Consider the following 12,619-nt stretch of genomic DNA (forward strand, 5'->3'; position numbering starts at 1 on the left):
ATGCCGTGCGAATTGCGACAGTGCTCAGGTGCGAGCAACCCGGCCCGCTCGATCGCAACCAAACTTCCACACTCTTCCCCTCACGGACGGCGCTCCTGGCGGCACCGCGCGGAACTTAGGCCATGAGGATGATCGGTAGAACCGGTATGCGTCGAGAATCCGCCAATGGCAAAGCAACCTGAACAGATTCAACCGTCCATGTTGCAACAGCGCCACGGTTTGCCGGGGCACTATTCCCATTCCGCGCATGCGCAGACCTCTCGGAACGTCGGCGCTTATGGACGGCCATTCACATCCATGGCCGATCATCCAGGCATCGAGCTCAACCTGTACCGGCGGCGGTGGCTAGTAATTCGACGCCGCCGCCTCGTTCGGAATGCCGTCGATGGGACACTCGTCGGTCCCCGGCGTCGAGCGGGTCATCGCCTCGACCATGTCGCGCGTGCCTTCGGGATCGGCGATCCAGTTCTTGTAGAAATCATACGGACACGCCGCAACGCCGCGCGGGCTGTCGCCGGAATTGATCATGCCGGTGTAGCCGCGGTGGACCAGCTTGTAGAGATGGTTCTGCGACTGGCCATTGCGGCGCGCATCGCGGATCAGATGCTTCGACAGCTGGGCGTACTGGATGCCGTAATCCTCTTCGCCGCACTCGCCGAGTGTGCGGCCATCGAAGCCGATGATCGCGGAGTGGCCGAAATAGGAATAGACGCCGTCGAAGCCGGCGGCGTTGGCGACCGCGACGTAGACGTTGTTCGCCCATGCCATGGCCTTGGAGATCAGGACCTGCTGCTCCTTGGCCGGATACATGTAGCCCTGGCAGCGCACGATCAGCTCGGCGCCCTTCATGGCGCAGTCACGCCAGATTTCCGGGTAGTTGCCGTCGTCGCAGATGATCAGGCTGACCTTGAGGCCTTTCGGGCCGTCGGAGACATAGGTGCAGTTGCCGGGATACCAGCCCTCGATCGGCACCCACGGCATGATCTTGCGGTACTTCTGGACGATCTCGCCCTTGTCGTTCATCAGGATCAAGGTGTTGTAGGGCGCCTTGTGTGGGTGCTCCTCGTGGCGCTCGCCGGTCAGCGAGAACACGCCCCACACTTTCGCCTTGCAGCAGGCCTCGGCAAAGATCGCGGTCTCTTCACCGGGCACCGCCGAAGCGGTCTCATACATTTCCTTGGAGTCGTACATGATCCCCTGAGTGGAGTATTCGGGGAAGATCACGAGGTCCATGCCGGGCAGGCCGACCTTCATGCCCACCACCATGTCGGCGATCTTGCGGGCGTTGTCGAGCACCTCTGCCTTGGTGTGAAGGCGGGGCATCTTGTAGTTGACCACAGCGACGCCGACGGTGTCGTTGCTGCTGGAAATGTCACCGTGAAGCATTTTGGACGCTCCTGTAATTTGCTTGTTTGATGTTGGCGCGTGGCGTCAGTGGCTGATCATCCAGGGGCGCGCGGTGGGAAAACCCTTGGCGCCGCTCTTGCTCTTGGTCATCAGCCGCGCGGGTTTCTTCTTGTCCGCCGTGCCCTTGTCCTTGACCGTCTTGCCCGTGGAGCAGCAGCCGCAGCCGGGACCGTGCGAGGCCTTGTATTGCGCGAGCGTCTGCGGCGCGTGCGTGCTGCGCTCGTTGACGGCGTGCGCCTTGCGCTTTTCCGCCGGCATGCAGAAGAAATTCGGTGCCGTCAGGATCACCCGCGGCGCCATGGTCTCGCAATGCGGACAGCTTTGCGGATCGTCGCATTCCGCCATCGGGCGCAGGTCCTTGAACGGACCGCAGTCGTCACAGAGATATTCATAGACCGGCATCGCATCATCCCCACGCTCTTGCCTGTTCAACGCACCTCGCGGCGGATGCGGGGCGGCAAATACGCGCCGTCCCGCATCCCGTCGCGCAGGGATCACTTGTCCGCCGAGATCGGCATCTGGATATCGCCCGTGATGTGCTTGATGGGTCCAGCCGCCGACGGCATCACGTCGAAGTCGAAGATCTCGGTCGGCAGCCACAGCGTGGCGCAGGCGTTGGGCACGTCGACCACGCCGGAGATGTGGCCCTGGCACGGCGCGGTGCCGAGGATCGAGTAGGCCTGCGCGCCGGAGTAGCCGAACTTCTTCAGATACTCGATGGCGTTGAGGCAGGCCTGGCGATAGGCGATGTGGACGTCGAGATAGTGCTGCTTGCCGGCTTCATCCACCGAGATGCCTTCGAAGATCAGATAGTCCTTGTAGTTCGGCGTGATCGGCGACGGCTTGAAGATCGGATTCTTGATGCCGTATTTCGCCATCCCGTCCTTGATCACCTCGACCTTCAGATGCAGCCAGCCGGCCATCTCGATCGCGCCGCAGAAGGTGATCTCGCCGTCGCCCTGGCTGAAGTGCAGGTCACCCATCGAGAGACCGGCGCCGGGCACATAGACCGGGAAGTAGATCTTCGATCCGCGCGACAGGTCCTTGATGTCGCAATTACCGCCATGCTCGCGCGGCGGCACGGTGCGCGCGCCTTCGGCGCCGATCTTGGCCTTGACGTCGCCCTTGGCGCGGCCGCCATGGGCGGTCGGCGCGAACGGCGGGTTGGCGAGGCCTGGCACGCGGGTCGGATTGGTCGAGATCAGCTCGGCCTCGCGCTTGTTCCACGTGTCCAGCATCTTCGGATCGGGCAGACAGCCGATCAGGCCGGGATGGATCAGGCCGGCAAAATTCACGCCGGGCACGTGGCGCGACGAGGTGTAGAGGCCCTTGATGTCCCAGATCGACTTCTGCGCCAGCGGGAAATGGTCGGTGAGGAAGCCGCCGCCATTCTGCTTGGAGAAGAAGCCGTTGAAGCCCCAAAGGCTCTCCTTCATCGGGCCGACATCGAGCAGGTCGACGACGAGGAGATCGCCGGGCTCGGCGCCCTTGACGCCGATCGGGCCGGAGAGGAAGTGCACGATCGAGAGGTCGATGTCGCGCACGTCGTCGGCGGAATCGTTGTTCTTGATGAAGCCGCCGGTCCAGTCATAGGTCTCGATGATGAAATCGTCGCCGGGATTGACCCAGGCCACGATCGGGATGTCGGGGTGCCAGCGGTTATGCACCATGTCATTTTCGTAAGCCGACTTGGTGAGATCGACCTTGATCAGTGTCTCTGGCATCGAGATGCTCCCCTTTTACACGGTTGGTTAGACGGACAGATATTTGGAGACCTGCGCGGCATCGACGCTGTCGCGCGGATCGTCGCGCACGATCTCGCCGTTCTCGATCACCAGCACACGGTCGGCGATATCGAGTGCGAAGCTCAGGACCTGCTCGGACACGACGATCGACAGGCCCTTCTCGTCGCGGATGCGTTTCAGGGTGCGCGCCATATCCTTGATGATCGAAGGCTGGATGCCTTCGGTCGGCTCATCCAGCAGCAGCACCTTCGGCTTGGTCGCGAGTGCGCGTGCGATCGCGAGCTGCTGCTGCTGGCCGCCGGAGAGATTGCCGCCGCGGCGGCCCTTCATCTCAAGCAGCACCGGGAATAATTCATAGATGTCTTCAGGCACCTCGGTCCCGCCGGAGACGACGAGGCCGGTTTCGATGTTCTCCTTCACCGTCATGGTGGAGAAGATCATGCGGCCCTGCGGCACATAGGCGAGGCCCTTGGCCACCCGCTCGTAGCTCGGCAGACCACCGAGCTCGGCGCCGTCCATGGTCACCGAGCCACTCTTGGCGGGCAGGATGCCCATCAGCGATTTCATCAGCGTGGTCTTGCCCATGCCGTTGCGGCCCATGATCGCGACGATCTCGTTCGGCGCGACCTTGACGTTGAGCCCGTGCAGCACCTCGCTCTGGCCGTAGGCGACGTGAAGATCGGAAATTGCCAGCATCATCGCGCTCCTAGTGACCGAGATAGACTTCAACGACCTTGGGATCGTTCTTCACCTTCTCCATGGTGCCCTCGGAGAGGATCTGGCCCTGGTGGAGCACGGTGACCTTGTGCGCGATATCCTCGACGAATTTCATGTCGTGCTCGATCACCAGCACCGAACGGTTCTTGATGATGCGGTTGAGAAGCTCGGCGGTCTTGGCGCGCTCGGACACGCTCATGCCGGCGACGGGCTCGTCCAGCATCAAGAGGTCCGGGTCCTGTATCAGCAGCATCCCGATCTCGAGCCATTGCTTCTGGCCGTGACTGAGCAGATCGGCGTTCACGTTGAGCCGGTCGTTCAGGAAGATCATCTCGGCGACCTCGTGCACCCGGTCGCGCACGGCGGCGTCGCGGGTGAAGGTCAGCGCGCCGAACACCGAGCGGCCGCGCGGATACGAGATCTCGAGATTCTCGAACACCGTGAGATCGTCGTAGATCGAGGGGTTCTGGAATTTGCGGCCGACGCCGGTCTTGACGATCTCGTTTTCCTTCATCCGCGTCAGCTCCTTGCCACGGAACTGGATCGAGCCCGACGTTGCTTTGGTCTTGCCGCAGATCAGGTCGAGCACGGTGGTCTTGCCGGCACCGTTGGGGCCGATGATGACGCGGATCTCGTTCTCGTCGACATAGAAGGAGAGATCGTTGACCGCCTTGAAGCCGTCGAACGAGACGGTCAGCGCTTCGACGGCGAGCAGGAATTCCTTGGGCTGGTGACCTACGAGCATGATGATCTCCTCACTCTGCCGGGGCGCCGTCGGCGACCGAACTGTCGGTCCAGCCGTCAGGTTTCGGTTTGCGCGACGAGATCAGGCGATCGATGCGCGGCTGCACGTAGTCGCCCCAGATCCCAGCGAGACCGTTCGGGAAGGCCAGGACCACGGCGATGAACAATCCGCCAAGACCGAACAGCCACAAATCGGGAAAGGTTTCCGACAGGCTGGTCTTGGCGAAGTTGACCAGCAGCGTGCCGTAGACCGCGCCGAGGATCGAGAGCCGGCCGCCGACCGCGGTGTAGATCACCATCTCGATCGACGGCACGATGCCGACGAAGGACGGCGACATGAAGCCGACATTGAGCGCGAACATGGCGCCGCCGATCGCAGCGAACACGGCGGCGATGCAGAAGGCGAAGATCTTGAAGTTCGCGACGCTGTAGCCGGAGAAGCGGACCCGGTCCTCCTTCTCCCGCATCGCGACCAGGATGCGCCCGAGCTTTGAGTGACGGACGAACTGCGCGATCATGATGCAGGCGAACAGCAGTCCGACCTCGAAGAAGTACAGCACGATCTTGGCGTGATCAGGCCGGATGTCCCAGCCCTTCAACGTCCGCAGGTCGGTCATGCCGTTGATGCCGCCGGTGTAGCCCTGCTGTCCCACGATCAGGATGGTGAGGATGGCCGCGACCGCCTGGGTGATGATGGCGAAGTAGGTGCCGCCGACCCGGCGCTTGAACATCGCGGTGCCGATGATGAGAGCGAAGATGCCAGGCACGAGAACGATTGCGGCGATCGTGAAGGTGAGGCTGCTGAATGGCTTCCAGAACAGCGGCAGCGTGGTGATCTGATTCCAGTCCATGAAATCGGGAATGCCGGGCGTCGACTGGATCTTGGTGTTCTCCACGCTCGACGCCTCGAGCTTGAGAAACATCGCCATGCAGTAGCCGCCGAGCCCGAAGAACACGCCCTGACCGAGGCTGAGAATGCCGCCATAGCCCCAGCAGATCACCAGCCCCAGCGCGACGAAGGCATAGGTCAGGTATTTCGCGACCAGATTGAGCCTGAAGACATCAAGTGTGAGCGGCAGGATCACCACCAGGAAGACCGCGAGCACCAGAATTCCGATGAGCTCCGATCGGTTGAAGAAGCGATTGTCGGTCATTGCATCAGCCCCAGTTTCTCACTTGCGGACCTTGAGGGCGAACAGCCCTTGCGGCCGCAGCATCAGGATTCCGACAACCGCGAGCAACGTCAGCACTTTCGCCATCGAGCCCGACATGAAGAATTCGAGGGTGGATTGCGTCTGCGAGATCGAGAAGGCCGAGGCGATGGTGCCGATCAAACTGGCGGCACCGCCGAACACGACCACCAGGAACGTATCGACGATGTAGAGCTGCCCAGAGGTTGGCCCGGTGGAGCCGATCATCGTGAAGGCGCTGCCGGCGACACCGGCGATGCCGCAACCGAGACCGAAGGTGTAGCGATCGACCTTTTCGGTGTTGATGCCCACCGCGCCAGCCATGATGCGGTTCTGCACGACGGCGCGGACCTGACGGCCCCAGCGCGACTTGTACATGACATAGGCGACGCCGATGGTGATCAGCACGGTGAGGCACATCACGAAGACGCCGTTGATCGGCACCTCGATGCTGTCGGTCACGTGCAGCGAGCCGAGCATCCATTGCGGCAGCTCGACGCCGACCTCGCGTGCGCCGAACACGGAACGATAGGCCTGCTGCAGCATGAGGCTGAGGCCCCAGGTGGCGAGCAGCGTATCGAGCGGGCGCTTGTAGAGGTGCCGTATCAGCACCCATTCCACCAGCATGCCCAGCGCGCCGGACGCGACAAAGGCCAGGATCATCGCGAGGAAGAAGTAGCCGCCGAACAGGCTCGGCAAATAGGTCTGGAATAGATTGGAGGTCATCCAGGTGACGTAGGCCCCGAGGATCATGAACTCGCCATGGGCCATGTTGATGACGCCCATCTGGCCGAAGATGATCGCAAGACCAAGCGCCATCAGCACGTAGACCGAGAACAGGATCAGTCCCGCAAAACCCTGCATGACGAAGATGGAGCCAAGGTCGCCAATCGAGTAGTCGCCGAACATCGATGTCCTCCGTCAGGGAAAGGGTCCCGCGTCGCGAACAGGTTCGCGACGCGGGGGTCTTGGGCATGGACTTGCGATCCACGCCAGGGAGCGGTTTTGCCTTGAGGGAGACCGCGGCAGAGGCTGCGCTTCTTACTGTAGCGCTTCCTACTGGTAGCCCTTGGGGAACGGATCCGGCTCGACGAGATCGGCGGTCTCGTAGATCAGCTCGAACTGGCCATCGAGCTTGGCGCGCCCCACCCGGGTCTTCGACCAGAGGTGATGATTTTCGTGGATGCGCACGTAACCTTCCGGAGCACCCTTGAATTCCACGCCCGGCGAAGCCGCCGCGATCTTGTCGACGTCGAAGGAGCCGGCCTTCTCGACCGTCAACTTCCACAGCCACGGGCCGAGATAGGCAGCCTGGGTGACGTCTCCGATCACGGTCTTCTCGCCCCACAGCTTCTTGAACGCGGGCACGAAGGTCTTGTTGTTCGGGTTGTCGAGCGACTGGAAGTACTTCATGCAGGCATAGGCGCCCGCGATGTTCTCACCGCCGATGCCGTCGATTTCGTCTTCGGTCACCGAGATCGTCAAGAGCGGCTGCTTGGCGAGGTCGATGCCGGCAGCCTTGAGCTGCTTGTAGAACGCGACGTTGGAACCGCCGACGACGTCGGTGAAGATCACGTCGGGCTTGGTCAGCTTGATCTTGTTGATGACCGAATTGAACTGGGTATTGCCGAGCGGATAATACTCCTCGCCGACGACCTTGCCCTTCAGCACGTTCTCGACGTGCTTGCGCGCGATCTTGTTCGAGGTGCGCGGCCAGATGTAGTCGGAGCCGATGAAGAAGAACGACTTCGCGCCCTTCTCCTTCGCGATCCAGTTCAGGCCCGCGAGGATCTGCTGGGTCGCCTCCTGGCCGGTGTAGATCACGTTCTTGGACTGCTCGAGGCCTTCGTAGAAGGTCGGGTAGTAGAGCATGCCGTTGTACTGCTCCATGACCGGGAGCACGGCCTTGCGCGAGGCCGAGGTCCAGCAGCCCATGATCGCCGCGACCTTGTCGTTGACGAGCAGCTTCTTGGCCTTTTCGGCGAAGGTCGGCCAGTCGCTGGCGCCGTCTTCCTGGATGAACTTGATCTTGCGGCCGAGCACGCCGCCCATGGCGTTGATCTGCTCGATGGCGAGCTTTTCAGCTTCGATCGAGCCGGTCTCGGAGATGGCCATGGTGCCGGTCGCCGAATGCAGGATGCCGACCGTCACCTCGGTGTCGGTGACTGCGAGACCCGTGGTATTGACCGCCGAGGTCGCCGGGGCCTGCGCAAAAGACGCCCGCGGCAGCATCGTGATGGCCGGCACGGCCGCCATTCCCATCAATAATTTGCGCCGGAGCGGCGACAACAGGCCCTTGTTTGCTTCGTCTGACATGAGCACCCCACTTTTGTTCGAGGACACGCGATTGGTGCCGTGAGGATGGCTCGAATTTGTGCAACGCAAGCATACGCAAGATCGCGTATACTGCACCGCAAAATGCCGACGTAGGCTTTTGGCACGGGTTTTGCGAGGGATCCGGGTCGTATCGGAGTGGGGTTAAGTGGCAGGGCGGCAGCGAATAGACCGCGTCAGGCGCCAGTACAACCAATGGGTCGCCAACCAGACGCTGGAAGACTACGCGCTGCGCTTCACGGCCAAGAGCGCGCGCCGCTGGTCCACCGCCCGCGTCGCCAACACCGCGCTGGGCGCGATCTCGTTCCTGGCGATGGAGGCGATCGGCGGCACCATCACCCTGAACTACGGCGTCGCCAACGCCACCGCCGCGATCCTCGTGGTTTCGACCATCATTTTCTGCTGCGGCGTGCCGATTGCCTATTATGCCGCCAAATGCGGCATCGACATTGACCTGCTGACGCGCGGCGCTGGTTTCGGCTACATCGGCTCGACCATCACCTCGCTGATCTACGCGTCCTTCACCTTCATCTTCTTTGCGATCGAAGCGGTGATCCTGGCGTCCGCGCTCGAGATGTGCTTCGGGATTCCGCGCCCCGTAGGCTATCTCATCAGCGCCGTCGTCATCATCCCGCTGGTGGCCTACGGCATCACACTGATCAGCCGCTTCCAGCTTTGGACCCAGCCACTCTGGATCGTGCTCCACATCATGCCGTTTGCAGCGATCGCCTGGCACAACCCACACTCCTTTACGGAGTGGCGCAAGTTCTCGGGCGAGCACGGCGACCTCAACGGACATTTCGATCTGCTGCTGTTCGGTGTTGCGGCCTCGGTCGTGTTCTCGCTCGTGGCGCAGATCGGCGAGCAGGTCGACTTCCTGCGATTCCTGCCGCGCGACCGTCGCGCCTCCAGGACCTCCTGGTGGATCGCACTGATGAGCGCGGGGCCCGGCTGGATCGTGCTCGGCGCGCTGAAGCTTCTGGCGGGCTCGTTCCTCGCCTTCTTCGCGCTCGGCCACGGCGTGCCGCCCGAAGAGGCCGCCGAGCCGGCGCATATGTATCTCGAAGCCTTTCGATACGTGCTGTCGCAGCCCGACCTCGCGCTGGCGCTGACCGGCACCTTCGTGATCCTATCGCAAGTCAAGATCAACGTCACCAACGCCTATGCCGGGTCGATCGCCTGGTCGAACTTCTTCTCGCGCCTGACCCACAGCCATCCCGGCCGCGTGGTCTGGCTGGTCTTCAACGTCATCGTGGCGCTGCTGTTGATGGAGATCGGCGTCTACAAGGCGCTGGAGCAGACGCTGGCGCTCTATTCCAACGTCGCGATCGCCTGGGTCGGCGCCCTGGTCGCCGACCTCGTCATCAACAAGCCGCTTGGCTTGCGGCCGCAGCAGATCGAGTTCAAGCGCGCGCATCTCTACGACATCAATCCGGTCGGCGTCGGCGCGATGACGATCGCGACCATTCTCTCCATCAGCGCCTTCTACGGCCTGTTCGGGCCGACCGCGAAGGCGCTGTCGGCCTTCATCGCGCTGGCGGTTGCCTTCCTCGCCGCCCCCCTGATCGCATGGGCGACCGGCGGCAAATACTATATCGCGCGCAAACCGAAGCGGAGCTGGCAGAACATCGAGGCGATCCAGTGCTGCATCTGCGAGCACTCGTTCGAACCGGAGGACATGGCCTCCTGCCCCGCTTACGCCGGGCCGATCTGCTCCCTGTGCTGTTCGCTCGACGCCCGCTGCCACGACCTCTGCAAGCCGCATGCGCGCGCACAGACGCAGTTCTCCGAGACGCTCGGCAAGATCCTGCCGCAGCCGATCTACCAGCGGATCAATTCGCAGCTCGGCCATTACATCGGCGTGTTCGTGATCTCGGCCGGGCTCGTCGCGCTCGTGCTGGGGCTGATCTATCTCCAGACCTCCGCGAGCGTGCATGGCGAGAACATGCTCGTCTCCGACGTGCTGTGGAAGGTGTTCTTCTCGCTCAGCATCATCATCGGCGTGGTGGCCTGGCTGTTCGTGCTGGCGCAGCAGAGCCGCCGCGCCGCGGAGGCCGAGACGCGGCGGCAAACCACGCTGCTGATCCAGGAGATCGACGCGCACAAGCGCACCGACGCCGAGCTCCAGCGCGCCAAGGAGGTCGCCGAATCCGCCAACCTCGCCAAGAGCCGCTATGTCGTCGGCCTCAGCCACGAGCTGCGCTCGCCGCTGAATGCGATCAGCGGCTATGCGCAGCTCCTCGAGCAGGATGCGACGCTGAACACCAAGCCGCGCGACCAGGTCCGCGTCGTCCGCCGCAGCGCCGACCATCTCTCCGGTCTGATCGACGGCATTCTGGATATCTCCAAGATCGAGGCGGGGCGGCTGTATCTCTCGCGCGACGAGGTGCGCCTCAGCGAATTCCTCGACCAGCTCGTCGGCATGTTCCGGCTTCAGGCCGCCGCCAAGGGCATCGACTTCGTGTTCAGGCGTCCGGCGCATTTACCGGTCGTCGTGTATGCCGACGAGAAGCGGCTGCGCCAGGTGCTGATCAATCTGCTCTCCAACGCGATCAAATTCACCCAGGCCGGCAGCGTGCAGTTCGTCGTACATTATCGCAGCCCCGTTGCCGAGTTCGAGGTGATCGACACCGGTCCCGGCATCCAGGGCGACGATCTCGAGCGCATCTTCGCGCCGTTCGAACGCGGCGCCCTCGGTGTCTCGCAGCCGCAGACCGGAACGGGCCTCGGGCTGACCATCAGCCGGCTGCTCGCCGGCGTCATGGGCGGTGACATCAAGGTCGTGAGCACGGTCGGCACCGGCAGCACGTTCAAGGTCAAGATCCTGCTGTCGGAGGTCGCCAATCCCCAGCGCATCGCGCCGGTGGAGGCACCGGTCTCCGGCTATCACGGCGCGCGCAAGACGATCCTGATCACCGACGACGACCCCGTTCATCGCGACCTCCTGCGCGAGGTGCTGACGCCGCTCGGCTTCATCCTGCTCAGCGCCACCGACGGCCCGGGCTGCCTCGCGCTGGCGCAGCATTGCCGGCCCGATCTGTTCCTGCTCGACATCTCCATGCCCGGCATGGACGGCTGGACGGTCGCGGAGACGCTGCGCGCGAGCGGCCATCACCAGGCCCGGATCCTGATGGTCTCGGCAAGTGCGCTCGAGGCTCACGGCACGCCGCTGGCACAGCCGTTCCACGACGGCTATCTGATGAAGCCGATCGACATTCCGCGGCTGCTGGAGACGATCCGTCAGCTGCTCAAGATCGAGTGGCAGTACGGCCCGGACGAGATCGCGGTGCCGTTCTGGCAGCCCGAGAGCGGCTCAAGGCCGCCGGCGCGACACATCGAGGAGCTGATCGGGCTCGGCCAGATCGGCTACGTCAAGGGCATCCAGCTGAAGCTCGACGAGATCGGCAGCGAGCATCCGGAGCATGCCGATTTCGTCGCCCAGATGCGATCGCTGGTCGACCGCTTCGATCTCGACCAGTACATGGCCACATTGAAGACGTTGCATGCGCATGAGCATTGAGTCGAAGAAGCGCGACGTCGCGCTCGTTGTGGATGACTCTCCCGAAACGCTGCGACTGCTCACCGACGCGCTCGACGGCGCCGGCATGACGGTGATGGTGGCACTCGACGGCGCGGCCGCGATGCGCATCGTCGACCAGATCACGCCCGACATCGTGCTGCTCGATGCGGTAATGCCCGGCATGGACGGCTTCGAGACCTGCCGCCGCCTCAAGCGCGATGCGGGCCTTGCCAACATCCCCGTGATCTTCATGACCGGCCTTGCCGAGACCGAGCATATCGTGCGCGGGCTGGACGCCGGCGGCGTCGACTACGTGACCAAGCCGATCGTGATCGAGGAGATGCTGGCGCGCATCCGTGTCCATCTCGGCAACGCCCGCCTGACCCAGAGCGCGCGCGCCGCGCTCGACGTCTCCGGCCGCTTCCTGTTCGCGGTCAACCGCCAGGGCAACATCCTCTGGGCGACCCCGCAGGCGCAGAAGCTGCTGTCCGACCACCACGGCGCACAGGCCGACGACTTCGCCCTGCCGCCATCACTGCTGCAATGGCTGGAGCAGGCCAAGGGCAAGGGCAGCTCGAAGTCGCAAGGTGCTTCCCTGCCCGACAATCCGCAGCTCCGGTTCTATTACATGGGCGAAACCGCGCCCAACGAGTTCCTGCTGCGGCTGTCCAAGGAGTCCGGCTCGGCGCTGCCCCCCGAATTCACCAGCGAGCTCGGTCTCACCACCCGCGAAGGCGAGGTGCTGGCGTGGCTCAGCAAAGGCAAGACCAACCGCGACATCGCGCAGATCCTGGGATTGAGCCCGCGCACGGTCGACAAGCATCTCGAGCAGATCTATTCGAAGCTGGGGGTCGAGAACCGGACGGCGGCGGCGGCGATTGCGGCGAATGCGACAAGGCGGAATTCGTGACGGTACTGCGAATGAGTTGAGACGCCGTTCACCCAACCAACTGTGGTCGTCC

At 63.2% G+C, this 12,619-nt stretch carries 10 protein-coding genes; 2 read left to right on the forward strand and 8 right to left on the reverse strand.

Annotated elements, in window-relative coordinates; genetic code table 11:
• Positions 1-345: 345 nt before the first annotated feature.
• From XI08_RS45220 to urtA, 8 genes are all read right to left on the reverse strand, one after another.
• Positions 346-1,386 carry an aliphatic amidase gene (locus tag XI08_RS45220; protein ID WP_271579394.1) on the reverse strand — a complete coding sequence of 347 codons (1,041 nt, stop codon included), beginning with the start codon at positions 1,384-1,386 and terminating at the stop codon, positions 346-348.
• Between the two features lie 45 nt (positions 1,387-1,431).
• Positions 1,432-1,809, reverse strand: coding sequence for an FmdB family zinc ribbon protein (locus tag XI08_RS45225; protein ID WP_135179144.1), 378 nt, complete (start codon positions 1,807-1,809; stop codon positions 1,432-1,434).
• Between the two features lie 92 nt (positions 1,810-1,901).
• A complete protein-coding gene (fmdA, locus tag XI08_RS45230) occupies positions 1,902-3,131 on the reverse strand; it encodes a formamidase (protein WP_271579395.1) in 1,230 nt (409 codons plus the stop codon).
• A gap of 27 nt (positions 3,132-3,158) precedes the next feature.
• Positions 3,159-3,848: an urea ABC transporter ATP-binding subunit UrtE gene (gene urtE / locus XI08_RS45235; RefSeq protein ID WP_271568163.1), complete on the reverse strand. Its 690-nt coding sequence runs from the start codon at positions 3,846-3,848 to the stop codon at positions 3,159-3,161.
• A gap of 10 nt (positions 3,849-3,858) precedes the next feature.
• Positions 3,859-4,614: an urea ABC transporter ATP-binding protein UrtD gene (urtD, locus tag XI08_RS45240; protein WP_271579396.1), complete on the reverse strand. Its 756-nt coding sequence runs from the start codon at positions 4,612-4,614 to the stop codon at positions 3,859-3,861.
• Positions 4,615-4,624: 10 nt separating this feature from the next.
• Complete coding sequence (gene urtC / locus XI08_RS45245) at positions 4,625-5,767, reverse strand: urea ABC transporter permease subunit UrtC (RefSeq protein ID WP_271579397.1); 1,143 nt, start codon at positions 5,765-5,767, stop codon at positions 4,625-4,627.
• Between the two features lie 18 nt (positions 5,768-5,785).
• Positions 5,786-6,712, reverse strand: a complete 927-nt coding sequence (gene urtB / locus XI08_RS45250) for an urea ABC transporter permease subunit UrtB (RefSeq protein WP_271579398.1) — start codon at positions 6,710-6,712, stop codon at positions 5,786-5,788.
• A 147-nt stretch (positions 6,713-6,859) separates the two neighbouring features.
• A complete protein-coding gene (gene urtA, locus XI08_RS45255; protein WP_027542194.1) occupies positions 6,860-8,119 on the reverse strand; it encodes an urea ABC transporter substrate-binding protein in 1,260 nt (419 codons plus the stop codon).
• A 166-nt stretch (positions 8,120-8,285) separates the two neighbouring features.
• Here urtA and XI08_RS45260 point away from each other — a divergent pair, with 166 nt between their 5' ends.
• Complete coding sequence (locus tag XI08_RS45260) at positions 8,286-11,657, forward strand: hybrid sensor histidine kinase/response regulator (RefSeq protein ID WP_271579399.1); 3,372 nt, start codon at positions 8,286-8,288, stop codon at positions 11,655-11,657.
• The gene (locus XI08_RS45265; RefSeq protein ID WP_442869940.1) at positions 11,641-12,567 is read left to right on the forward strand and encodes a response regulator; all 927 of its coding nucleotides are present in this window, start codon (positions 11,641-11,643) and stop codon (positions 12,565-12,567) included. Before XI08_RS45260 ends, XI08_RS45265 begins: the two co-directional genes overlap by 17 nt.
• Positions 12,568-12,619: the final 52 nt, after the last annotated feature.

Origin of the sequence: Bradyrhizobium sp. CCBAU 11361, from assembly GCF_028128935.1 — a bacterium.
Lineage (GTDB): Bacteria > Pseudomonadota > Alphaproteobacteria > Rhizobiales > Xanthobacteraceae > Bradyrhizobium > Bradyrhizobium niftali.